The sequence below is a fragment of the Chelatococcus asaccharovorans genome, assembly GCF_003201475.1.
In the GTDB taxonomy this organism is placed as follows: domain Bacteria; phylum Pseudomonadota; class Alphaproteobacteria; order Rhizobiales; family Beijerinckiaceae; genus Chelatococcus; species Chelatococcus asaccharovorans.
This window is the reverse complement of record NZ_QJJK01000001.1, coordinates 580,732-604,527: the sequence shown is the minus strand read 5'-3', so window position 1 is coordinate 604,527 and position 23,796 is coordinate 580,732. Positions and strand designations below refer to the sequence as shown.

16 protein-coding genes are annotated in these 23,796 nt (G+C 65.1%); 4 read left to right on the top strand and 12 right to left on the bottom strand.

From position 1 onward, the window contains the following. Nucleotides 1–5 precede the first annotated feature (5 nt). The 5 genes from pstC to C7450_RS02860 form a co-directional block, all read right to left on the bottom strand. Nucleotides 6–1,001, bottom strand: coding sequence for a phosphate ABC transporter permease subunit PstC (gene pstC / locus C7450_RS02880; protein ID WP_110372852.1), 996 nt, complete (start codon nt 999–1,001; stop codon nt 6–8). A gap of 32 nt (nt 1,002–1,033) precedes the next feature. Beyond that, nucleotides 1,034–1,279 (bottom strand): hypothetical protein, encoded by a 246-nt coding sequence (locus C7450_RS02875; protein ID WP_110372851.1) that lies wholly within the window; start codon nt 1,277–1,279, stop codon nt 1,034–1,036. A 2-nt stretch (nt 1,280–1,281) separates the two neighbouring features. After that, nucleotides 1,282–2,331, bottom strand: a complete 1,050-nt coding sequence (gene pstS / locus C7450_RS02870) for a phosphate ABC transporter substrate-binding protein PstS (RefSeq protein ID WP_410369401.1) — start codon at nt 2,329–2,331, stop codon at nt 1,282–1,284. 211 nt (nt 2,332–2,542) lie between these two features. Then, entirely contained in the window at nt 2,543–3,907 is a 1,365-nt protein-coding gene (locus C7450_RS02865) for an ATP-binding protein (RefSeq protein WP_110372849.1), read from the bottom strand. Nucleotides 3,908–3,992: 85 nt separating this feature from the next. Beyond that, nucleotides 3,993–5,066: a lysylphosphatidylglycerol synthase domain-containing protein gene (locus tag C7450_RS02860; RefSeq protein WP_245449444.1), complete on the bottom strand. Its 1,074-nt coding sequence runs from the start codon at nt 5,064–5,066 to the stop codon at nt 3,993–3,995. 301 nt (nt 5,067–5,367) lie between these two features. On the opposite strand from C7450_RS02860, the gene ilvD reads away from it, so the two are divergent. Next, nucleotides 5,368–7,221: a dihydroxy-acid dehydratase gene (gene ilvD / locus C7450_RS02855; RefSeq protein WP_110372847.1), complete on the top strand. Its 1,854-nt coding sequence runs from the start codon at nt 5,368–5,370 to the stop codon at nt 7,219–7,221. A 139-nt stretch (nt 7,222–7,360) separates the two neighbouring features. Here the strand turns inward: ilvD and C7450_RS02850 are convergent, their stop codons facing one another. After that, nucleotides 7,361–10,114 (bottom strand): DNA translocase FtsK, encoded by a 2,754-nt coding sequence (locus tag C7450_RS02850; RefSeq protein WP_110372846.1) that lies wholly within the window; start codon nt 10,112–10,114, stop codon nt 7,361–7,363. A gap of 706 nt (nt 10,115–10,820) precedes the next feature. Between C7450_RS02850 and C7450_RS02845 the strand changes: the two genes are divergently transcribed. Together C7450_RS02845 and C7450_RS02840 are read left to right on the top strand one after the other, a co-directional pair. Continuing rightward, nucleotides 10,821–12,527, top strand: coding sequence for an IlvD/Edd family dehydratase (locus tag C7450_RS02845; protein WP_110372845.1), 1,707 nt, complete (start codon nt 10,821–10,823; stop codon nt 12,525–12,527). Nucleotides 12,528–12,928: 401 nt separating this feature from the next. After that, nucleotides 12,929–14,002, top strand: a complete 1,074-nt coding sequence (locus C7450_RS02840) for an acyltransferase family protein (protein ID WP_245449443.1) — start codon at nt 12,929–12,931, stop codon at nt 14,000–14,002. Nucleotides 14,003–14,221: 219 nt separating this feature from the next. Here the strand turns inward: C7450_RS02840 and C7450_RS02835 are convergent, their stop codons facing one another. The 3 genes from C7450_RS02835 to C7450_RS02825 all read right to left on the bottom strand — a co-directional run bounded on the left by C7450_RS02835 (nt 14,222) and on the right by C7450_RS02825 (nt 17,308). Next, nucleotides 14,222–15,412: a M48 family metallopeptidase gene (locus C7450_RS02835; RefSeq protein ID WP_110372843.1), complete on the bottom strand. Its 1,191-nt coding sequence runs from the start codon at nt 15,410–15,412 to the stop codon at nt 14,222–14,224. Nucleotides 15,413–15,448: 36 nt separating this feature from the next. Next, nucleotides 15,449–16,006, bottom strand: coding sequence for a LemA family protein (locus C7450_RS02830; protein WP_110372842.1), 558 nt, complete (start codon nt 16,004–16,006; stop codon nt 15,449–15,451). Between the two features lie 120 nt (nt 16,007–16,126). Continuing rightward, the gene (locus C7450_RS02825) at nt 16,127–17,308 is read right to left on the bottom strand and encodes an alginate O-acetyltransferase AlgX-related protein (protein ID WP_110372841.1); all 1,182 of its coding nucleotides are present in this window, start codon (nt 17,306–17,308) and stop codon (nt 16,127–16,129) included. A 29-nt stretch (nt 17,309–17,337) separates the two neighbouring features. Here C7450_RS02825 and C7450_RS33835 point away from each other — a divergent pair, with 29 nt between their 5' ends. Next, complete coding sequence (locus C7450_RS33835) at nt 17,338–17,571, top strand: hypothetical protein (RefSeq protein WP_170147012.1); 234 nt, start codon at nt 17,338–17,340, stop codon at nt 17,569–17,571. Between the two features lie 176 nt (nt 17,572–17,747). Here C7450_RS33835 and C7450_RS02815 read toward each other — a convergent pair whose 3' ends face one another. The 3 genes from C7450_RS02815 to polA form a co-directional block, all read right to left on the bottom strand. Continuing rightward, nucleotides 17,748–18,926, bottom strand: coding sequence for an alginate O-acetyltransferase AlgX-related protein (locus C7450_RS02815; RefSeq protein WP_110372839.1), 1,179 nt, complete (start codon nt 18,924–18,926; stop codon nt 17,748–17,750). A 266-nt stretch (nt 18,927–19,192) separates the two neighbouring features. Next, the gene (locus C7450_RS02810) at nt 19,193–20,524 is read right to left on the bottom strand and encodes an MBOAT family O-acyltransferase (RefSeq protein ID WP_146227241.1); all 1,332 of its coding nucleotides are present in this window, start codon (nt 20,522–20,524) and stop codon (nt 19,193–19,195) included. Nucleotides 20,525–20,746: 222 nt separating this feature from the next. After that, nucleotides 20,747–23,794, bottom strand: coding sequence for a DNA polymerase I (gene polA, locus C7450_RS02805; protein ID WP_110372837.1), 3,048 nt, complete (start codon nt 23,792–23,794; stop codon nt 20,747–20,749). Nucleotides 23,795–23,796 lie beyond the last annotated feature (2 nt).

Sequence of the window (23,796 nt, the reverse complement as noted above, 5' to 3'; positions counted from 1 at the left end):
GACGATCAGCCCCCGGTGCGCTTTTCGATCTTGAGCAGCAAGAGGCGAGCCGCTGCAAGAACGAAGAAGGTGATGACGAAGAGAATGAGGCCAAGGGCCACCAGCGAGGACGTGTAGACGTCGCCTACGGCCTCGGTGAATTCGTTGGCGATGGTGGCTGATATCGTCGTGCCCGGCTGGAGGATGGATGCCGAGATGCGGTGCGCGTTGCCGATGACGAAGGTGACCGCCATCGTCTCGCCCAGTGCGCGGCCGAGGCCGAGCATGACGCCGCCGATGATGCCGACGCGCGTGTAGGGAATGATGACGCTGCGAACCACTTCCCACCGGGTGCAGCCGAGACCGTAGGCGGCCTCCTTCAGTACGGCGGGAACCGTCTCGAAAACGTCGCGGGAGATCGAGGCCACGAAAGGCAGGACCATGATCGCCAGGATCAGGCCGGCGGTCAGGATGCCGATGCCGTAGGGCGGCCCTGCGAAAACCGCGTTCAGCACCGGGATCGGCCCGAACAGCGAGATGAGGAAGGGCTGCACCGTGCTCTGGAGGAACGGCGCGAAGACGAAGAGGCCCCAGATGCCGTAGATGATGCTGGGGATGCCGGCGAGGAGCTCGATCGCCGTGCCGATGGGGCGGCGTAGCCACGGAGGGCAGAGCTCGGTGAGGAAGATCGCCGTGCCGATGCCGATCGGGATGGCGATCAGCATGGCGATGAACGACGTCATGATCGTGCCGTAGATCGGTGCGAGCGCGCCGAACTTCTCCGTCACCGGGTTCCAGGACTGGCCCCACAGGAAGCCGATGCCGAAGGCCCGGAAGGCCGGCATGGCGCCCTCGAAGAGGGCAATGATGACTCCGCCGAGGAGGATGAGAACGGTGACGGCGGATCCAAGCGTCACGTATTTGAAGGTCGCATCGCCAAATTTAAAGCGGGTCAGAACGCGGCTGCGATCGACGGATGCGCTCGAGGAAAGCCCGCTATTTTGCAGCGCCAAGTCTGCCATAGCCCGTTGCCTTTGCGTGGATGTCATGGAAATCAGCCGCCCTCGTCCTCATCGCGCTTGCGGACATTAGGCGAGGTCGAGCGTGGTACGCCAGCCTTCAGGGCCGACGGGGCGTCGTAATTCTCGGACCTTCCGGAGGCGATTCCTGTTGTCTCAACGGAAGGGTCGGGGAAGACCATGGCGGCCGGGATGACGGCCTGTCGACTGTCAAGCGGCTTCGATTGCTCGATGAGCCCCAGGTCATCAGGCGGGCCAAAGCCCGCCTGATCCTGTCGCATGCTTAGTTCGAGACGCTGTAGAGCGGCTTGCCGGCGGCGTCCTTGATGTCCGAAGCCCACTTGGCCTTGACCGTCGAGACGACGCTGGCCGGCATGGGGATGTAGTCGAGCTCTTCGGCCAGCGTGCCGCCCTTGGTGTAGGCCCAGTCGAAGAAGCGCAGGGCTTCCGCGGCGTGCTCGGCGTTCGCGGGGGTCTTGTGCACCAGGATGAAGGTAGCGGCGGTGATCGGCCAGGAGTCGGCGCCGGGCTCGTTCGTCAGCACCACGCCGAAGCCGGGGACGCTGTTCCAATCCGCATTGGCGGCAGCCGCCTGGAAGCTCTGCGTGACGGGCGCGACGACCTTGCCGTCCTTGTTGACCATCTTGGTGTGCGAGAGCTTGTTCTGCTTGGCATAGGCATATTCGACATAGCCGATGGAGCCCTTGGTCTGGCTCACATTGTTGGCCACGCCCTCGTTACCCTTGGCGCCGATGCCGACGGGCCATTCGACGGCAGTGGCCGAACCCACCTTGGACTTCCAATCCGCGCTGACCTTCGAGAGGTAGTCGGTGAAATTGAAGGTCGTGCCCGAGCCGTCCGAACGGCGGACGACGGCGATGCCCTGCGACGGCAGGTTGATGCTGGCATTCAGCTTCTTGATGGCCGGGTCGTTCCAGTTGTTGATCTGGCCCATGAAAATCTTGGCGAGCGTGTCACCGTCGAGAACGAGCTCGCCGGGCTTCACTCCGTCCAGGTTGACGACCGGCACGATGCCGCCCATGACCATCGGGAATTGGACGAGGCCGTCCTTCTGAAGCTCTTCGCCGCTGAGCGGCGCGTCGGTGGCACCGAAGGTGACGGTCTTGGCCTTGATCTGCTTGATGCCGCCGCCGGAACCGATGGACTGGTAGTTGATGCCGTTGCCCGTTTCCTTTTTGAAGGCCTCGGCCCATTTGGCATAGACGGGATAGGGGAAGCTGGCGCCGGCGCCGGAGATGTCGAGGGCTGCCGCTGGCGTCGCGAAGGCCGCGACGGCGAGCCCTGCCGCGGCGATGAGTGAAGACAGTTTCACGAGAAGTCTCCCAAATTGGCGAACGTTGCCTTTGCCCCGCGCGTCGCGGGCGGATCTGAAGGCTGGATGAGCGAACGCTGTATCTCTAATGTCTCTGCGCCTCGTCTCTATGACGCTTGCATGACAGTTGGATGACATCGCTTGAGCTTGGCGGGTCGGGAGCACGTGCGTCGGTCGTGCGCCGCCGCCTGACATGAGCCAGCCGGCTTTGCTAGGCCACGCGCGACCGATCGGGCTGCGGGTCTCCAGCGGGCGGCGGCGCGACGACCGGCAATTCGCGCATTGTACTCGCCGCCAGCGGCAACTGCACGCGGAAGGTTGCCCCCTCGTTGAAGGTGGAGTCGATGAGCAAATGCCCGCGATGGCGATTGACGATATGCTTGACGATGGCGAGCCCGAGGCCGGTGCCGCCCTTCTGGCGGCTATCCGTGGCGCTGACCCGGTAGAACCGTTCCGTAAGCCGTGGCAGGTGCTCCGGTGGAATGCCGGGCCCGAAGTCGCGGACCGCCACCTCGACCTCGTCCCGCCCGCCGGGCCGGTCGTGGGAGGTGGTTACGGTCACCTCCACCCGCTGCCCGGATTGGCCGTATTTGACGGCGTTCTCGATGAGGTTCTCGAAGACGCGCAGCAGTTCGTCCCGATCGCCCTTGACCTCGATGGGGCCTTCCGGCGCGTCCAAGGCGATGGTCACACCACTCTCGGCCGCGAGCGGCGAGAGCGTGTCGATCATATGGCGCACGATCGCGAGAAGATCGACGGTCGTCGCGGGTTGGACATGCGCATGCATCTCGATGCGCGACAGCGACAAGAGATCATCGATCAGGCGCGACATCCGCCGTGCCTGTTCACGCATGATGGCAAGGAAGCGCTCGCGGGCCTTGGCATCGTCACGGGCAGGGCCCTGCAGGGTCTCGATGAAGCCGAGCACCGAGGCGAGCGGCGTACGCAATTCGTGGCTCGCGTTGGCGACGAAGTCGACGCGCATATGTTCCAGCCGCCGGGCCGCGGTGAGATCGCGGAACATCAGCACGGCACCACGTCGCTCCTGGCTTGCGCCGTCGAGGGCCTCCAGCGGCGCGATATGCACCTCATAGCTGCGCTCGATCGGCACGCGCTCGATAAGCTCCACGCTGCGTGTCTCGCCATTGCGCAGGACGGCCTCGATCCCGCCCAACACATCCGGCGAGCGCAGTGCGAAGGAGAGCGGCGTCGCCTCCCGCAGCGCCGGCAGCATGGTCTTGGCTGCGGCATTCATGCCCGTGACGAGGCTGCGCCTGTCGACGACGACGACGGGCTCCGGCAGGGCGGCGAGCACGGCCGCCGGCGGAATGCCTTTGTCCCCTCGCCTGGCCGGCGCCTTCAGGCGTTGCTGCAGGGGCGTGGTGTTGCGGAACAGCACAATGGCAGCCAGCAAGGTCAGGACGGCGCCGCCTGCCATCCACAGGAAGGAGCCGTCCCCCAGGATCGCCGCAAGCGCGAAAATGCCGATGGCGACGAGAGCCGTCCTGACGGCGATGCCACGGGCGCTGAGGGACAGGGATCCGTCCCGTCTCGTGGAATCTCCGCCGCCCGTCATCCCGGTCACCTCCCGTATCGGTCCCGTTCGCCCGCCTGCGAAGCGGGAGGGAAACGATCCATTATCGACAATATCTGTGACAGTTTCACTTGGAATCAGGCCCGGCAGCCCGGGCATTGGCGCGGTTGACGCGTCGGCGGGTCTCATGGACGAACAGCATCGCCAGGGCGATCACGAAAGGCACGAGATAATAGAGCAGCCGGAACAAGAGCAGCGCGCCGAGCACGCCGCCCGTCGGCAGGCGGTCGAGCGCGATCAGGATGGTTGCCTCGAAGACGCCGATGCCGCCAGGTGCGTGGCTCGCGATGCCGAGCATGCAGGCGACGACATAGACGGCGAGGAACGTCTCGTAGCTGAGCCCATGGCCGCCCGGAAGCAGCACGAACAGCACGCCCGCCGCCGCGCAGACGTCGCCGGCGCCGATCAGCATCTGGATGAACGACAGTCTCGCCCGCGGCAGCTCCAGCCGCCATCCGCGCACGTTGACAACCGGGTGCTTCCAGATGACCCAGATGAAATAGGCGGCCAGCGCCGCAAAGCCGGCGACCCCGGTGAGCTGGGTTAGGCTGAGCCCGGTCTTGGCCAGCACCGACACCTCGGCCGCATGGCGCACGAGGCTCCAGGACAGAACGACGCTCATGCCGAGCCAGAAGGTGATGCCGGCGATGACGGTGAGGCTCGCGATCTTCGCGGCCTTGATGCCATGCGGCGAGTAGACCCAGTAGCGCACGGTTCCGCCTGTCACCAGGGGAAAGCCGAGCGTGAACGAGATCGCATAGCTGGTGAAGGACGCGAAAGCCGTGATGCGGTAGGCGATGCGCTCGCCGAGCTGCTTCAGCGCCACGTAGTCATAGCCTGTGAGCAGCGCATAGCTCACGGCCGTGAGGATGATCGCGATCGTGATTTGCCGCAGGCTCGCCGAGCGAAAGGCCGTCGACAATTCATCGAGATCGATCTTGCCGAGGATGCGCCACAAGACGACGAAGGAGCCGAGAAAAAGCGCGGCACTGAAGACGGTGCCGATGATGGAAAGCCGCCGCCGGCGACGATCCGCCGCCGTTTCCCGATCGCCGGAGACGCTCACCGCGAGGTCCTTGCGGTCGGCGGCGGCCGTTTCCGCGGTGCGCCTTGTGGGCGATGCCTGGTCAAGGTCGGCCACGGATTCAGCCTCGTTGTCTTGCATGCACCCTTGCCGCATTTCTGTCCCAAGTGGTCGATCGTCCCGCCGAGGGTGCATGACCAGCCTGCCGGTCGACGTTATGATGGCGGGTCGCCCGGATCGCAAGCGGCTCCATGCATGGCTCGGTCCCGCCTGCGGCAGGGCGGCTATGTCGCTCAGGCACATCGCAAGGGATGCGCGCGCGGCGGCGATGCGCTAAAGAGAAGTGGAATTGCTCTATAATTCGCCCTTTGCGCGGCAATCGCCTGCCGCGCGACAGGGCGCCCAAGGACACCGCGTTATGCCAAGCTATCGTTCCCGTACTACGACCCATGGCCGCAACATGGCCGGCGCGCGCGGCCTGTGGCGCGCCACAGGCATGAAGGACAGCGATTTCGGCAAGCCGATCATTGCCGTCGTGAATTCGTTCACCCAGTTCGTGCCGGGCCATGTACACCTCAAGGATCTTGGCCAGCTCGTCGCTCGCGAAATCGAGAAGGCAGGCGGTGTCGCCAAGGAGTTCAATACGATCGCCGTCGATGATGGCATCGCCATGGGCCATGACGGCATGCTGTACAGCCTGCCGTCCCGAGAGATCATCGCCGATTCCGTCGAATATATGGTCAATGCCCATTGCGCCGACGCGATGGTGTGCATTTCCAACTGCGATAAGATCACGCCCGGCATGCTGATGGCGTCGCTCCGCCTGAACATCCCGACGATCTTCGTGTCCGGCGGGCCGATGGAGGCCGGCAAGGTGACCATGCACGGCAAGAAGGTCGCGCTCGATCTCGTCGATGCCATGGTCGCGGCTGCCGACGACAGAATTTCCGACGCGGATGTCGCCGTCATCGAGCGTTCAGCCTGTCCGACCTGCGGCTCCTGCTCCGGCATGTTCACGGCCAATTCGATGAACTGCCTGACGGAGGCGCTCGGCCTGTCTTTGCCGGGCAACGGTTCCACCCTCGCCACCCATTCCGACCGCAGGGAGCTGTTCCTCGAGGCCGGCCGGCGGATCGTCGCCCTGGCCAAGCGCTACTACGAGCAGGACGACGCCACGGCGCTGCCGCGCACCATCGCCTCGAAGGCGGCGTTCGAGAACGCCATGGCGCTCGACATCGCCATGGGCGGCTCGACCAACACCGTGCTGCATATCCTGGCGGCCGCGCACGAGGGCGAGGTCGACTTCACGATGGACGACATCGACCGGCTGTCGCGTCGCGTGCCCTGCCTGTGCAAGGTGGCTCCGGCCAAGGCAGACGTGCATATGGAAGATGTGCATCGCGCCGGCGGCATCATGGCGATCCTCGGCGAGCTGAGCCGCGCCGGCCTGCTCAACACCGACCTGCCGACCGTGCATGCCCCGACGCTGGGCGAGGCCATCGCCCAGTGGGACATCGCCGTCACCGACAACAAGGCCGCGCTTGACCTGTTCAGCGCCGCGCCGGGCGGCGTGCCGACCCAGGTGGCCTTCAGCCAGAGTTCACGCTGGGAAGAGCTCGACACCAATCGCGAGACCGGCGTCATCCGCGACGCCCAGCATCCCTTCTCCAAGGATGGCGGCCTGGCCGTCCTCTACGGCAACATCGCGCTCGACGGCTGCATCGTGAAGACCGCCGGCGTCGACGAATCCATCCTCAAGTTCTCGGGCCCTGCACGCATCTTCGAGAGCCAGGATGCGGCGGTCGAGGGCATTCTCGGCGGCAAGATCAAGGCCGGCGACATCGTGCTGATCCGCTATGAAGGCCCGCGCGGCGGTCCGGGCATGCAGGAGATGCTCTATCCCACGAGCTACCTGAAGTCGAAGGGCCTCGGCAAGGCTTGCGCCCTTGTCACCGACGGCCGCTTCTCTGGCGGTTCGTCTGGTCTCTCGATCGGTCATGTCTCGCCGGAAGCGGCGGAAGGCGGCGCCATCGGGCTGGTCGAGGACGGCGACGTCATCGACATCGACATCCCCAACCGCCGCATCAACCTCGCCGTGTCGGACGAGGTCCTGGCGGAGCGCCGCCGCGCCATGGAGGCCAAGGGCGCAGCCGCCTGGCATCCGGCCGCGCCGCGCAAGCGCAACGTCACGACGGCCCTCAAGGCCTATGCGGCCTTCGCCACCAGCGCCGCCCGCGGCGCCGTCCGCGACGTCAGCGCGTTCAAGCGCTGACGGACGCCGCCCTTCACCTCTCCCATGCCAAGTTGGCGACAGCCAACTTGGCGTTCTTATAGTACCCAACACGGCAACAGCCGTGTTGGGCAGGGAGAGGTAGGACGCGCAGCGTCCGGGTAAGGGGTGGGGGAGCGTCTCACAATTCCTTCAGGATCTCGCGCTTGCCGGCGTGGTTGGCCTGGCCGACGATGCCCTCGTTCTCCATCCGCTCCATGATCGAGGCGGCGCGATTGTAGCCGATCTGCAAGCGCCGCTGGATGTAGGAGGTCGAGGCCTTCTTGTCCCTCAGCACAATCATGACGGCCTGGTCGTAGAGATCACCGCCTTCCTCGCCGAAGCCCATGCCGGTCTTGTCGAAGACGGCGCCGTCCTCACCTTCGGCGGCAGCCTCGGGTGCAGGTTGCTCATCCTCTTCGCTCGTCGTGACGGCGTCGAGATAGTCCGGACGGCCCTGCAGCTTGAGATGATCGACGACCTTCTCGACCTCGCGATCAGAGACGAAGGGCCCGTGCACACGGGTGAGACGCCCGCCGCCCGCCATATAGAGCATGTCGCCCTGGCCGAGGAGCTGCTCGGCGCCCTGCTCGCCGAGGATGGTGCGGCTGTCGATCTTCGACGTCACCTGGAAGGAGATGCGCGTCGGGAAGTTCGCCTTGATCGTACCGGTGATGACGTCGACCGAGGGGCGCTGCGTCGCCATGATGAGGTGGATGCCGGCGGCGCGAGCCATCTGCGCGAGGCGCTGGATCGCGCCTTCGATGTCCTTGCCGGCGACTATCATCAGGTCGGCCATCTCGTCCACCACCACCACGATATAGGGCAGGGGGGTCATGTCGATGGGCTCGCCATCGCTGTCGAGGAAGTCGTCCTGGGTGCCCTGGGCGCGCGCCTCGACGGCGCGGGCGTTGAAGCCGTCGATGTTGCGCACACCGAGCTTCGACATCTTCCTGTAGCGGTCCTCCATCTCGCGGACTGCCCATTTCAAGGCGACCACAGCCTTGCGCGGATCGGTCACGACAGGCGTGAGCAGATGCGGGATGCCCTCGTAGATGGAGAGCTCCAGCATCTTCGGATCGATCATGATGAGCCGGCATGCCTCCGGCGAATGCCGGTAGAGCAGGCTCAGGATCATGGTGTTGATGGCGACCGACTTGCCCGAGCCGGTGGTGCCGGCGACGAGCAGATGCGGCATGCGGGCGAGATCGACGATGATGGGCTCGCCGCCGATGGTCTTGCCGAGGCACAGGCCGAGCTTGGTCTGTGCCGTCTCGAAGTCGCGGCTGGCGAGAAGTTCTCTCAGCCACACCGTCTCGCGCGTCTTGTTCGGGAGTTCGATGCCGATGACATTGCGGCCGGGCACCACGGCGACGCGGGCGGAGATCGCGCTCATGGAACGGGCGATGTCGTCGGCCAGCCCGATCACGCGCGAGGACTTGGTGCCGGGGGCGGGTTCGAGCTCGTAGAGCGTCACCACCGGGCCGGGATTGGCGTCGATGATCTCGCCGCGGATGCCGAAATCATGCAGGATCTGCTGCAGGCCGACGGAGTTCTTCTCGAGGACTTCCTCGGCATGCTCGAGGTTGGGCTCGCTGGCGGACGGCTCCGTGAGAAGTTCGAGTGACGGCAGATCGAATGTGGTGCCGAGCAGGCGCGGCGCGGGACGCGCGTCGGGCGTCGGCTCCGTTGCCGCCTCCGTCACCTTCTCCGAGGCCGCCACGGGGGCGGCAGCGAGGGCGGCAGGAAGCTCGGGTTCCTCCGCGGTTGGTGCCGCGATCGCGACGGTGACCGCCGGACGGGCGTCTTCGAGGGATGCGACGGCGGGAGCCTCGGCTGCGTCGCCCTGTTCAGGGCCACCGGCAGGCACGTCGGGGGCTGCAGCGGGCGTCGCGGTGAGCGGCAGCCAGCCGAAGGAGACATTGACCGAGACCGATGGGGCGATCGGCGCGGCCGCGGGCGTCGGAGCCGGGCTGGATGCGGCCGGAGGCTCACCCTTCCGGCGTGCGATCAGCGGTGGCGGACGCCGGACTGGCGGCGCCTCGGCGGGAGCTGGCGCCGTGCTGTCCGCGCATGGCTTGTCGGCGTCGGGATCGTTGTCCTGCAAATCCGACTTGCGCGGCAGCGTCGCGAGGCCGATCTGGATGATCTCGGCGAGATTCTTCAGGCGCGACACGCGCGCGGGCATTGCCGCCGTCTCGGTCGGTTCCTCATCATCGATCACCTGGAACGGGTCCGTCTCCGGCCATTCGAGTTCTGACATGTCCCAGACGCCGTCGGGCCAGGGCTCGCCTGCCGATGTCGCGCTGGTGCCATAGGCTTCGCTGGCCTTGTGCGTTTCATGGCCCTCGTCGACCACATGAGGCGCGGTGACGCGGGCGACGGATGATGGGGACGCGGCAACAGGCGGGTCGGCCTCCTCGGACGAGGCTGGACCGCTCGCGCTCAACTGGCGCGGTGCCTCACGCCAGACATACTGCCTTTCGGCAGCCGATGGGACACTGGCAGGCATCAGCGAGGGCGGCGGGAGGACGGTCGGAGGCAGCCGCGTTTCCATGGCGGCACGGTCTTCGCGATAGAGCGCGTCGGCAATGTCGCTCGCGGCCGGCATCAACCGGGCGCTGTCACCCGCCGCGGCAGGGGAATCATAGTCCGTCCGCAGGAGGTAATCCGGTGTGCGGGTGAAGCGCGCGTTCGAGCCCATCGCGAAGAACTGCAGCCAGCTTGGGGCTGGTGGGCCTTCCAGCGGATCGGGCCGCAGCCCGATCGGCGCATAACCTGACCGCTCATGGACATCGGAAGCCGCAGCCGGCTTATGTCCACGCTCCCCGCCCTTGGCGAGGTACGAGTCACCACGCGAGTTGTTCAGTTTCGGAGGCTGTGCCGGAGATTGCATGTGCCGTCGACTACCCTGTTACGCCTACGCTCAACGCTTCGAGTGGTGACCTTGGCAGGGAATAGTGAATTACATCCTTAACGAAGGATGGGTTCGTCGCGCTATTCTGTGCGCTGGGGCACGCCATCCGCCTATGCGCCTTTCCAGGCGGCTCTCCATGCCCGCCTGTGTGCCGGCGCTGCAAGCCGCATCACGGGACATCGCACCGGCGCGGGGAGCCCGGCGACCGACAGGACGCGGGCTTCGGTCCGGGCACAGGGGCGATTGCGACGTCATCCTACCCGCCGCGGAGGCTTGCGGCTTTCAAGCCGGTCATCCTTTTCTCTGGCCATGTGGCGCATGGGGCACAGTCCAGGGCGGGGCTGCGCCGGAGGGTGGCGCTCGGACTTGCTCGGGAAGCGCGCGCCGGCTCTTTAGAGCATTTTCGAGCGAAGTGGACACCGGTTCGCGTGAAGAAAATGCGCTAAAACAAAGACATGGAGCATTTTCGTGATTCGGAGAAACGCGAAAATGCTCTAGGCCGGACCAGACGCCTGTGATCGCGCGCTGAAAGATCAATCGCCACCGCCAAAAAATCGCCGCCCTGGCCCCTCCCGAAGGTCGCCCCCGCGCGGGGATGACTTTAGAGTGGTTCCATCGAACCGCCGAGAAGCTCAGTTTTCAAGGAGGTTCGGGATAACCAACAGACGATGGCGAGGAAACGGATATGACCCGTGGGTTGCGCAAGGGTTTGACCAGCTACGGCGACGATGGCTTCTCGCTGTTTCTTCGCAAGGCCTTCATCAAGGCGATGGGTTATTCCGACGACGCTCTTGATCGACCGATCGTCGGCATCACCAACACCTACAGCGACTACAACCCCTGCCACGGCAACGTGCCGCAGCTCGTGGACGCGGTGAAGCGCGGCGTCATGCTGGCGGGGGCCATGCCGATGGTTTTCCCGACGATTTCCATCCACGAGAGCTTCGCGCATCCGACCTCCATGTTCCTGCGCAACCTGATGGCGATGGACACCGAGGAAATGATCCGCGCCCAGCCCATGGACGCGGTGGTGGTGATCGGCGGCTGCGACAAGACACTGCCCGCGCAGATCATGGCGGCGGCCAGCGTCAACCTGCCGACGGTGGTCGTGCCGGTAGGACCCATGGTCGTCGGCCATCACAAGGGGGAGGTGCTGGGCGCCTGCACCGATTGCCGCCGCCTGTGGAGCGCGCATCGCGCCGGCGAGATCGATGCGGCGGAGATCGATGTCGTCAACGGCCGCCTCGCCCCTTCGGTCGGCACCTGCATGGTGATGGGGACCGCCAGCACCATGGCCTGCGTGATCGAGGCGATGGGCCTGTCGCTGCCGATGAGCGGCACCATCCCCGCGCCCCATGCCGAACGCATCCGCCTGGCCGAGGCAAGCGGGCGGCGCGCAGCCGAGATCGCGGTATCCGGCGGGCCAAAGCCCGGCGACCTCCTGACGCCGGCCGCGTTCCGCAACGCGGCGGTTGTCCTGCAGGCCATCGGCGGCTCCACCAACGGCGTCGTCCATCTGGCGGCCATCGCCAGCCGCACCCCGCACGCCTTCACGCTGGACGAACTCGACGCGATCGGGCGACAGGCCCCGGTGCTGGTCGATCTCAAGCCCTCCGGCCAGCATTATATGGAGCATTTCCATCATGCCGGCGGTGTTCCCAAGCTCCTCGCCCATCTCGGCGACCTCATCGATCTCGATGCGCCGACCGTGGCGGGCGGAACGCTGCGTGATGCGGTTGCTGCTGCCGAGGACGTGCCGGGCCAGGACGTCATCCGGTCGCGGGACAAACCGATCAAGGCCGTTGGCTCCATGGCGGTGCTCTATGGCAATCTCGCGCCGCGCGGCGCCATCATCAAACAGGCTGCGGCGAGCCCGGCCTTGCTCCAGCACACGGGGCGGGCCGTCGTGTTCGAGAACGTCGCCGATATGGGCGCCCGGATCGACGATCCCGACCTCGATGTCACCGCCGATGATGTGCTCGTGCTTCGCAACACCGGGCCGAAGGGCGCGCCGGGCATGCCCGAGGCCGGTTATCTCCCGATCCCGAAAAAACTCGGCCGTCAGGGCGTCAAGGACATGGTGCGCATCTCGGATGCCCGCATGAGCGGCACGGCTTTCGGCACGATCGTGCTGCACATCACGCCGGAATCGGCCGTCGGCGGGCCGCTGGCGCTGGTGCGGACCGGCGATCTCATCCGCCTGGATGTCGCCGCGCGGCGCATCGATCTCCTCATCGACGCGGCGGAAATGGCAGCGCGGCAGTCGGCGTGGGACGCGCAACCGCCGCAGCCTGTTCCGGAGCGCGGCTATGCCCGGCTGTACCATGAGAGTGTCACGCAGGCCGACGAGGGCTGCGACTTCGCCTTCATGGCACGGCGGCCCGGCGAATAAGCCGCCCTCACGAGGGCGAATATGGTTGCCGCGGCGCCCCCACCCCTTACCCCTCCCCGCAAGGGGGAGGGGCGACGGCAGCGTGGAGCTTTTCCGTTAGATTTTTGCGTATCGGGACGCTTTGGAGCGCCAGCGCGCTGTCAAGAAGTCGCGACGCCGAACGCGCCCCTCCCCAACGCAAGTCGGGCTTGCGCGACTTGCGTAGATGCCTGCGGATCTTGGACAAGCCCAAGATCCGTGGGGGAGGGGTAACGGGACGTGACAGACGGCGAACGTCTTGAAGAGGCGAGCTCCCTCCAAGCGGCACATCTCTTGCTCCCGTGAGTTTCAGCGGCACCATGCAATGGTTGCCTTAACCGGCCTGTGCCAGGCTGAAACTGTCCTGTATCGCGGAGGCGTCCTTGGCTGGCTTGAATGGATATAGCGGAACCGTGCCGGCGCCGGGGCGCGTGGCGTGGGTCGACATCGCCAAGGGCATCTGCATCATTCTCGTCGTCATGATGCATTCGACCCTCGGGCTCGAATATGCCGCCGGCCGCGAGGGCTTCATGAACGCCATCGTCGTCTTCGCGCGACCATTCCGCATGCCCGACTTCTTCCTGATTTCCGGCCTGTTCCTGGCCCGCGTGATCAACCGCGACTGGCGCAGCTACGGCGACAAGCGCGTGCTGCACTTCATCTATTTCTACGTGCTCTGGTACCTCATCCAGTTCGGCATGAAGGGCTGGGGCATGGCCGAGGGCAACCCGGCCGAATTCCTGCGGCTGTTTCTGCTCGGCTTCATCGAGCCGCTCGGGACGCTCTGGTTCGTCTATCTGCTCGCCGTGTTGTCGGTCGTGACCAAGCTCCTCAAGGGCGTGCCGGGCGTGATCCTCTTCGCGGTCGCCGCCGCGCTCGAGATTGCGCCCATCGCGACCGGCTGGACCGTCATCGACGAATTTTGCGAGCGCTGGGTCTTTTTCCTCGTCGGCTATCTCTGCGCGCCGATGATCTTCCGTTTTGCCGCGCAGGTGCCGAAGCATCGCCTGGCAGCCCTCGGGGGGCTCGCGGTCTGGGCGCTCGTCAACGGCTTCTTCGCCTTCAGCGCGAGCCCCGTCGAAGGCTTTCCGACCTTCGCCAGCCTGCCTGTGCTGAGCCTCGTCCTCGGCATTGCGGGCGCGACGGCGATCATCACCGTCGCGGCCCTGCTCGTCTCGCTCAACACCGGCGAAGCGCTGCGCTATTGCGGCGAGAACTCCATCGTTATCTACCTCGCCTTCTTCCTGCCGATGGCAGTGACGCGCGTTCTCCTGATGAAGACAGGCGCGCTCGACGTCATCGGCGTGGGCTGGGGCGCGTTCCTCGTCACGGCCACTGCGGTCGTCACGCCGCTGATCCTCGCACGCATCATCCGCGGAACGTGGCTCGATTTCCTCTTCGTCCGCCCGGCCGCCTTCCGCCTGGGCCCGAAGCGGAGGCTCTCGCCGGCCGAATAGCGGCGATCCGGATTCAACTGGGCGAAGCACTCTCGGCTCGTGTCATCCCCGGCGTCGCGCAGCGACGGGAAGGGGATCCATGAACCGGGACGGCTCGATCTTTGGATCCCCTTCCCGGCCGGTTGCACCGGCCGCCGGGGATGACACCGGGGTGCCGCGCGGCCTCCACTCCCGCCCCTCGGCAGGGCTACCCTGATCCCTGAAGAATATCGATGGAGTCTAACGCCCGCCCCCGGGCGGGAAAAGCGGCCCCCATGGTCCTTGCGGGATCGAGCCTTGGGACTGGGAAGAGGATTGCCCGGGGCCGGGCTGCTGCGCAGAGCCCTCCGGCAAGGCGGTGCCCCACGGACCGGCGTGAGGCTCCGCGCCCGTGTCCGTACTGTCACCAGATGCTTCTTTGGTGGGCGGCGGCAGTTCCGGCATGCGGCCCCCGGCAAATCGCACGAGCCGGTCGACGCGCGATGCGATCGAGGGATGGGTCGCAAAAAGATCCGTGAAGCCCGAGCGCGGATTGTCGATGCACATCTCCATCACCGCCGAGGGGGCGCTCGGCAATTCGCCCCGGCCGTCGATCTTGAGGAGGGCGGAGATCATCGCATCCGGGTTCTTGGTGAGCTCCACGGCCCCGGCATCGGCGAGATATTCGCGCGCGCGTGACAGCGCGAAGCGGATGACCTGGGACAGGAGCCAGGACAGGACGATCAGCGCGACTGCGATGAGGATGGCGACAAGCGCCCCGCCTCCGCCGCCCTTGCGGTCGCCGTTCGAGGACCTGCGCGGCATGCGGATGCCTCCCGCACCGAAGGACATCCGGGTGAGGCTGCGGAACAGGATCTCGCCGAAAAAGGAGATGACGCCGGCGATGACGACCGCGATCACCATCATGCGGACATCGCCGTTGCGGATATGGGTCAATTCGTGCGCCAGAACGGCTTCCATTTCCTGGTCGTCGAGCGCTTCCATCAGGCCGCGCGTCACCGTCACCGCATATTGCTTCTCGTTCATGCCCGAGGCGAAGGCGTTGAGGACGGGGCTCTCCATGATGTAGAGCCGCGGCATCGTGAGGCCGCGCGAGATGCAGAGATTTTCGAGGAGCTGGTAGAGCTTCGGTTCCTCCGCACGCGTCACCGGATGGGCGCCGGTGGCGAGCGCGATGATCCCGCGGTTGAACCGATAGGCGATGAACAGCCAGACGAGCGCGGCGATCGTCGCCCAGGGGAAGGCCGCGATCAGATCACGGAAGGCGCGCGCCAGGATCACGTCAAGCGGCGGCTCGCCATAGGCGAAGGCCTCGACGACCAGCGCCCCCGCGAAGACCATCACATAGATGAGCAGGAACAGTCCGGCGAGGAGGAAGCCGGAGCGGATCCTGTTCGCGCGAATATGGGTATAGAGGCCGAAGGCTTGCATAAGGCGCGGCCCTCAATGCGGCCCGGCGGGCTGGTGTCAGAACTTGACGGTGGGCGCGACGTCCAGCGTCTGCCGGGCCTCTGTCCCGACATCGAAGAACTCGCGCGGGGTGAAGCCCATCTGTGCCGCGAAGAAGACCGCCGGGAAGGCCTGGATCGACGCGTTGTATTCGCTGACCGCATTGTTGAAGAAGCGCCGCGCCGATGCGAGCTTGTTCTCGACATCCGACAGGTCGTTCTGGAGCTGCTGGAAGTTGGCGCTCGCCTTCAGGTCCGGATAGGCCTCGCCCAAGGCGATGAGGCGGCCGAGCGCACCGGACAGCTGCTGCTCGGCGGCCGCCTGCTGCGCCGGTCCCTGCGCGGCGATGGCCTTGTTGCGCGCCTCGACGACCGCCTCGAAGGTCGCGCTCTCGTGCTGGGCATAGCCCTTCACCGTCTCGACGAGGTTCGGAATGAGATCGTGGCGCTGCTTGAGCTGGACGTCGATATCCGCGAAGGCCTGATTCACGCGTTGCCGCAGCCCAACGAGGCCATTGTATGTTGTAATGCCATAAATCACCAAAACGGCGATGATGGCGAGGATCACCCAGCTCATGAGCCTGCTCCTTGCGTCCAGCTCTGCTATGTGGCGGATTCTTATGGCATTTTAACCGGGCTTGGGAAAGCACCGAAACCGCGGCTGCAGGGTCCGCCGGACAAGCCCTGACGATCGCGATCAGGGATCCGGCAGGCGTCCGTTCGCACCTTCGCCGGTCAGCGCCGCCAGAGCCGTCTCGAAGGCCTCGATATGCGGCGAGCCGAGCGCCGTCTCGTTCGCTTCCAAGATGACGGCATTGCTCAAGGGGAACGTCTTCGGCAGGTCGGGCGCGGCCTGAAACGGCACCTTGGACTCGAAGATGCCGCCATCGCGGAAATCGACGATGCGGCTGAAATAGAAATAGAACTTGCTGTCGCCCAGGGCCTTGTTCATCGACAGGATGCGCAGGAACTGCCACATGAAGCTCGAGCCCACCACCATGAGTCTTGGCGGCGTGCCCTCCGGCGAGGCGGTGAACCGGCCATGCGGCGAGGGATAGACCGGGAGCGTGATGGGCAGGTTGAGGAGCCGGGCGAGGTCGTCCTCGTCGTCGAAGGGCCAGTTGTCGACGTCGACATGGCTCAGCGTGAGCCGGCGCGGCGGGGCGTCGAGCTGCTCCCCGATGGCGGCGAGCGTGTCGCGGATGGCGGGATAGACGCTGATATCGTTCCAGTGGATGCCGTCGCGGTTGAAGACCGGCAGGTCCTGGGACGCCTTGGCGGCCTGCGCGAGCCTGTGGCCGTCGATCACGGGCAGATCGTAGCGGTCGAGTGCCGCCCGCAGCCGGTCATAGTCGCGGCTGACCGCTGGCGTGCAAGGTTCCGGCAGGCCCTCCGGGTAAAGCGCGACTTTGCTCGGGCTGATGATGAAGACGAAGGCCTTGCCGGCTCGCTTCACCGCCGCCACGATACGGGCGATGCGTGCGGCCTGGGCCTCGGCATCGATGGGCGTGCCGCGCCCGCACCAGTCGTCGATATAGGTGGTCTCGTAGAGCATCCGGTTTTGGCCGATGACAATGCTTGGCACCGTGCTGCGGCCGAGCGCATAGGCGATGCCGTTATTGATGCGGATATAGGTTTCACGCGGCTGGCCCATGCGCTCGGTGAGGGCGGCCGCGACGCTGGCTTGTAGGGCGCCGGAGCGCAGCGTGGCGAGGCTCGGTTCGATCGGCGGCAATGTGGGCGTGACGCCCGCCAGCTTGGCGACGGAAAAGCGCTGCGGCCCTTTCAGCGGAATGGCGCGCGCCACCATCGCCGCGGCCGGCGCCAGCACGAGGAGCGCGACCGCGATCAGGAACCAGTGGCGGGTTATCGCTTTCAAGCGTCTCTCCGCTTTAGAACCGGAAATAGATGAACGGCTTGAAGGTCTCCGTAAGGGCTCCGCCGAAAGCCCAGACGGCGAGACAGAGCATCACGATCTGCTGCGCGAACGGGAGGGCAGACCCCGCGATAGACATCGACGAGATAGGTGATTGCCTCGAAGACGATGAAGGAGATGCCGAGCGGCAGGATCACCTCCGGCCTGGGCACATCCATCTTCACGAGCAGCGCATGCCGGTTGTCGAAGAGGAAAAGGAAGACTGAGGAGTTGAAGGCCGTAATGTTATCATAGCTTCCAAACCGGCAATGATGGCGAGGGTCGCTCGACTCATAAGCATGCTCCCTGCTTACGAGCCCTGCCATATCGCGGATTCTTATGACATTTCCTGTGGCGATGCGAAAGCGACGAAAGACGCGTCCGCACCGCACTTAAGCCTTGTTCACGGATCCGGCAGGCGCCCTTTCGAGCTTTCGCTGGTAAGGGCGGCGAGTGCGTTCTCGAAGGCCTCGATATGCGACGAGCTAAGAACAGCTTCATTGGCTTCAAGGACGACCGCATCGGCGGATAAAAAGCCCTTCGACAAATCGGACGCGGGTTGCCGCGCCTTCCCGGCTTCAGTCAGGCTGTCGTCATGATATTCAAAAGTACGGCTGAAATAGTAATAGAATGTGCTGTCGGCGAGCGCGCCGTTCAACGAAAGGATCCTCAAGAAGCGCCACATGAAACTCGTCCCAACGACCAGCAGGCGTGGTGGCGTGCCTTTGGCCGAAACGATGAAACGCCCGTGAGGCCAAGGGTAGACTGGTGTGTTCGGCAGGTTAAGGAGTAGGACGAGGTCATTGTCGTCGTGAACGGGCAGTCTGTCGGCGTCGACACGGCTTAGCGTGAGCTGGCGCGGCGGAACATCGAGCTGCTCCCCAAGCACCGCAAGTGCCTCGCGTATGGCGGCGTAGGCGCCGAGGTCATTCCAGTGAGTGCCGTCACGATTGAAGACGGGATGCTCCTGGCTGGCCTTTACGGCAAGCGCGAGCATATGGCCATCGATCACGGGCAGGTCGTAATTGGTGAGCGCCGCCCGCAGCCGGTCGTAGTTGCGGGTGGCGGCCGGAGCGCAGGGTTCGGGCAGATTTTCCGGATAAAGCGCCGCCTTGCTGGGGCTTATGACGAACGCGAAGCCTTTGCCGGCCCGCCTCACGGCGGCTGCGATACGTGCGATGCGTGCGGCCTGGACTTCAGCATCGATGGGTGTGCCGCGCCCGCACCAATCATCGACATAGGCGGTCTCGTAGAGCATCCGGTCCCGGCCGATGATGATGCTCGGCACCGTGCTGCGTCCCAAGGCATAGGCGATGCCATTGTTGAGGCGGATATAGGTTTCGCGCGGCTGGCCCATGAGTCTGATAAGCGTGTCAATCACCGCCGTTTGCCAAATGCCTGAGCGAACTGTGGTCAGGCTTGGCTCGATCGGTGGCCGCTCGGGCGTCACGCCCGCCAATTTTGCGATGGAGAAACGCTGCGGCCCCTTGAGCGGAATGGCCCGCGCCATCATGGCAGCCGCCGGCGCCAGCACGAGAAGCGCGACCGCAATCAGGAACCAGTGGGGGACAATCGATTTCAAGCGTCTCTCCGCTCCAAAATACACGAGCCAATTCACTGGAATGTCCAATCCGGATTTGCTCAAGGTCAAGTCTGTCTGTTGCGGACTTGCTCTGCTCAAAAATTGACAAGTAAATTCAACGTTTTATATGGTATCAGACGATTCGATCTAAGCCGGATTTGCTCTAGAGCATTTTCGCGCGAAGTGGACACCGGTTCGCGTGAAGAAAATGCGTAGAAACAAAGACTTCAAGCATATCCGATGAACCGGAGTTCACCGGATTTGCTCTAGAACCGAAAGTAGATGAACGGCTTGAAGGTCTCCGTAAAGACCCGGCCGAAGGCCCAGATGGCAAAACAGAGCATCACGAGTTGCTGCGCGACCGGGAGGGCGCGCGCCAGAATGCGGCGCCCGAGGTGCTGCATGGCGCCGAGCGGGAGGAAGGACAAGACGAGGCCGGCCACGAGGCACAAGGCCGTGTCCAGTTGCACCCACGGCAGAGGCGGGGCATCGCCCCAGGGCGTTACCATCGCGGCCAGGAAGCCGCCGGCCTGCGCGAGGCTCGCGGAGCGGAACAGCACCCAGCCGATCACGACGAGGAAGAACGTGATCGCGATGCCGGCCGCGCGCGGCAGCAAGGGCCAGACGCGCCTCATGCCGAAATGGTCCGCCGAGACGAACAGCCCGTGGAAGGCGCCCCAGATCACGAAGGTCCAGCTCGCCCCATGCCACAGGCCCGAGGCGAGGAAACAGATCCACAGGTTGAGATAGACGCGCCAGGGCGGCACGCGGTTGCCGCCGAGCGGCACATAGAGGTAGTCGCGGATGAAGGTGGACAGCGAGATGTGCCAGCGCCGCCAGAAATCGGCGAAGCCCACCGCCAGATAGGGCTGGTTGAAATTCTCGCGCAGGCGGAAGCCGAGCATGCGGGCAAGCCCGATCGCCATATCGGTATAGCCGGAGAAATCGAAATAGATCTGCACCGTGAAGGCAAGCGCGCCGAGCCAGGCGGTCGCGAAGCCGAGTTCGCCCGGCGGCATGGCGAAGACCTGGTCGGCCAGCACCGCGACCTGGTCGGCGACGAGGACTTTCTTGGCGAGGCCTTGCAGAAAGCGGAAGGCGCCTTCCTCCAGGTCGTTGATCGTGACCCGATGGTGCTCGATCTGGCCCTTCATCTCGTGGAACTTGAGGATGGGGCCGGCGAGCAGCTTGGGAAACAGGAAGACGAACAACAGGTAGTCGCGGATCGAGCGGGCCGTGCCGCAGACCCCGCGATAGACATCGACGAGATAGGTGATTTTCTCGAAGACGATGAAGGAGATGCCGAGCGGCAGGATCACCTCCGGCCGCGGCACGTCCATCGTCACCAGAAGCGCGTGCAGGTTGTCGAAGAGAAAGCCCGTGTATTTGCAGTAGATCAGCAGGCCGAGATTGGCCGATACCCCGAGCGCAAGCCAGAGCTTGCGCAGGCGCGGCGCCCGGCTGCGGACGATCGCCTCGGCGAAGGCCATGTCGATCAGGCTGGAGGCGATCGCCACCAGCACGAAGACGGGTTCGCCCCAAGCATAGAAAAAGATGCTGGCGACGACGAGGAAGGTGTTGCGCCAGCCCGCCGGCATGGTCGCGTTCACAGCGACGACGAATGGCACGAAAAGAAAAAGAAAAATTGATGAGGTGAATTGCACGAAAAATACCTTAAAATTTCCTTAATCTCACCGATACCTCTTCCTCCGGCGACGCAAACAGGGTCATCGATATCGCGTTCCCTGCAGAGCGGTCGGCTTTTGCCATTCCGCCTAAATTATATGCGACATCGAAGAACGATCGCTCCCACGATCGCCTCAATGTGCTTCCTCCCAGTTCGATGCCGCGCGCGCATCCACATGCAGCGGCACCTTGAGCGCCACCGCCGGCAAGGGCGCATGCTCCATCACCTGCCGGACGAGCGGCAGCGTGTCGGCCACCTCGGCATCGGGCACCTCGAAGACGAGCTCGTCATGCACCTGCAACAGCATGCGGGCGGAGAGGCGAGCCTCGGCCAGTGCCGCCTCCATGCGCGTCATCGCCCGGCGGATGATGTCGGAGGCGGAGCCTTGCAGCGGCGCGTTGATCGCCTGGCGCTCCACGAAGGCGCGCTGCGACGGGTTGGAGGACTTGATGTCGGGGTAGTGGCAGACCCGGCCGAAGATGGTCGTCACATAGCCATTGTCCCGACAGAACGCCTTGGTCTGGTCCATGTACTCGCGGATGCCGGGGAAGCGTTCGAAATATTTGCGGATATAGGCGCCCGCTTCCTCGCGCGGAATGCCGAGCTGGTTGGCGAGGCCGAAGGCCGAGATGCCGTAGATGATGCCGAAATTGATGGCCTTCGCCCGGCGCCGGATCATCGGGTCCATGCCCTGGACCGGCACGCCGAACATCTCGGAGGCCGTCATCGCGTGGATGTCGATGCCGTCCGAGAAGGCTTTGCGCAGCTGCGGGATGTCGGCGATATGGGCGAGCAGGCGCAGCTCGATCTGGCTGTAGTCCGCCGAGATCAGTTTCATACCCGGCGTCGCGACGAAGGCGGTGCGGATCTTGCGCCCTTCCTCCGTACGCACGGGGATGTTCTGCAGGTTGGGCTCGGACGATGACAGCCGCCCCGTCGTGGTCGCCGCCAGCGAATAGGACGTGTGCACCCGCTGCGTCTGCGGGTTCACATAGCCGGGCAGCGCGTCCGTATAGGTCGATTTCAGCTTGGCGAGCTGGCGCCATTCCAGGATCTTGACGGGCAGGGCATGCCCCTCGGTGGCGAGATCCTCGAGCACGCTCGCCCCGGTGCTCCACTGCCCGGTGGCGGTCTTCTTGGCGCCGGGCAGGCCCATCTTGCCGAACAGGATATCGCCGAGCTGCTTGGGCGAACCGATGGTGAAACGCTCGCCCGCGAGTTCGTAGATCTCCTCTTCCAGCCGCGCGAGCGTCTGGGCGAAACTTCCCGAGAGCCGCGACAGGATCTGGCGGTCGATGGCGATGCCGCGCCCCTCCATGCGGGCGAGCACCGCGAGCAGGGGACGCTCCAGCGTCTCGTAGACCGTCGTCTTGCCTTCCGCGACGAGGCGCGCCTTGAACACCTGCCACAGCCGGAGCGCGACGTCGGCATCCTCGGCCGCATAGGCGGTCGCCCGGTCGAGCGGCACCCGGTCGAAGGTGACGGCGTTGCGTCCCTTGCCGGCGACGTCGCCGAAGGCCAGCGGCGTATGGCCGATGAATTTCTCGGAAAGGGCGTCCAGCCCGTGGCCGGCTATCCCGGAGCGCCCGGCATCGAGCGCATAGGACATCAGCATCGTGTCGTCATAGGCGCTGATGGTGATGCCGTGCCGGCTGAAGATCAGCCAGTCATATTTGAGGTTCTGCCCGATCTTGAGAACGTCGCGGCTCTCCAGCACGGGTTTCAGCCGCGCGATGGCCTCGCTGATGGCGATCTGGCCCGAAAGAAGGCCGCCGCCGAACAGGCCGTCGCCGCCCTCGGCCTTGTGTTGCAGCGGGATGTAGCACGCTTGCCCCGGCGCAACGGCGAGCGAGATGCCGACGAGATCGGCCTGCATGGCGTCGAGCGAGGTCGTTTCCGTGTCGATCGCGACGCGGCCGGCGTCCCGCGCCATGGCGACCCACTGGTCGAGGCGCTCGAGCGTCGTCACCATTTCATACGCGTCGCGATTGACCGGCGTCGCCAGGGCCTCACCGGCGCGTTTGGCCGCGAGATCGGCGGGCGTGCCCAGGCCGTTCTCGGCTTGGCCCCGGGCCGCACCTGCGCTGGCCGGCGCGGGCGCGGCTTCGGTCGCGGATGTCATGTCCGCGGATGCAGCGGGGATGCCCGGATCGCCAGCCGTTGCGGCCGCGCCGCTCCAGATTGCGCCCGTGCCGACGGCGAGCCGCGGATCCGGCTCGATCTCGGCGGCATCGACGCCATAGAGCTCGGACACGCGCTTCGTGATGGTGGTGAATTCCAGCGACTTGAGGAAGGCGACGAGCGGCGCGGCGTCCGGCTCGACGAGGCCGAGATCGGTGAGCGGTGTCTCGACCGCGACATCATTGACGAGGGACACGAGCTGCCGGGAAATCTGGATCTTCTCGACGATCTCCGGATTGGTGAGCGTCTCGCGCCGCTTGGGCTGCTTGATCTCGCCGGCGCGCGCCAGCAGCTCATCCAGGCTGCCATATTCGCTGATGAGCTGCGCGGCCGTCTTGATGCCGATGCCGGGTGCGCCGGGCACATTATCGGTGGAATCGCCAGCCAGGGACTGGACATCGACGACCTTGTCCGGCGTCACGCCGAAATAGTCCACGACCTCGTCGAGGCCGATGCGCCGCTCGGGACGGAAGCTGCCCTTGGATTGCGTGCCGGACGCCGGGTCATACATCGCGACGCGGGGGCCGATCAGCTGCATCAGATCCTTGTCGGCGGAAATGATCAGGACATCGGCGCCGGCGGCGGTCGCCTGTTTGGCATAGGTCGCGATGAGATCGTCCGCCTCGTAGCGGTCCTGCTCCACCGGTTTCAGGCCAAAGGCGCGCACGGCCTCGCGCATCAGCGGAAACTGGGGGACGAGATCCTCCGGCGGTTCCGAGCGGTTGGCTTTGTAGAGCGGATAGAGCTCCTTGCGGAAGGAATTCTCCGACTTGTCGAAGATGATGGCGAGGTGGGTCGGTCTCACCCCGACAGCCCCTTCGCGCACGAACTGAAACAGCTTGGTGCAGAACAGCCTGACCGCGCCGGTGGGCAAGCCATCGGAGCGATAATTGTACTTCCGGTCCTGGTTCATGGACTGGAAATAGGCGCGGAAGACGAAGGACGAGCCATCGACCAGGAAAACGTGGTCGCCGGGCTTCAGAGGGGCTGCTTCACTCATGC

Bases quoted from the DNA above. Each gene is read 5' to 3' on its own strand.
- C7450_RS02850 (WP_110372846.1), bottom strand. From the start codon at position 10,114: ATGCAATCTCCGGCACAGCCTCCGAAACTGAACAACTCGCGTGGTGAC.
- pstC (WP_110372852.1), bottom strand. From the start codon at position 1,001: ATGGCAGACTTGGCGCTGCAAAATAGCGGGCTTTCCTCGAGCGCATCC.
- polA (WP_110372837.1), bottom strand. From the start codon at position 23,794: ATGAGTGAAGCAGCCCCTCTGAAGCCCGGCGACCACGTTTTCCTGGTC.
- C7450_RS02835 (WP_110372843.1), bottom strand. From the start codon at position 15,412: ATGCAAGCCTTCGGCCTCTATACCCATATTCGCGCGAACAGGATCCGC.
- C7450_RS02845 (WP_110372845.1), top strand. From the start codon at position 10,821: ATGACCCGTGGGTTGCGCAAGGGTTTGACCAGCTACGGCGACGATGGC.
- C7450_RS02830 (WP_110372842.1), bottom strand. From the start codon at position 16,006: ATGAGCTGGGTGATCCTCGCCATCATCGCCGTTTTGGTGATTTATGGC.
- C7450_RS02810 (WP_146227241.1), bottom strand. From the start codon at position 20,524: ATGCCGGCGGGCTGGCGCAACACCTTCCTCGTCGTCGCCAGCATCTTT.
- C7450_RS33835 (WP_170147012.1), top strand. From the start codon at position 17,338: ATGAACGGCTTGAAGGTCTCCGTAAGGGCTCCGCCGAAAGCCCAGACG.
- C7450_RS02865 (WP_110372849.1), bottom strand. From the start codon at position 3,907: ATGACGGGCGGCGGAGATTCCACGAGACGGGACGGATCCCTGTCCCTC.
- ilvD (WP_110372847.1), top strand. From the start codon at position 5,368: ATGCCAAGCTATCGTTCCCGTACTACGACCCATGGCCGCAACATGGCC.
- C7450_RS02875 (WP_110372851.1), bottom strand. From the start codon at position 1,279: ATGCGACAGGATCAGGCGGGCTTTGGCCCGCCTGATGACCTGGGGCTC.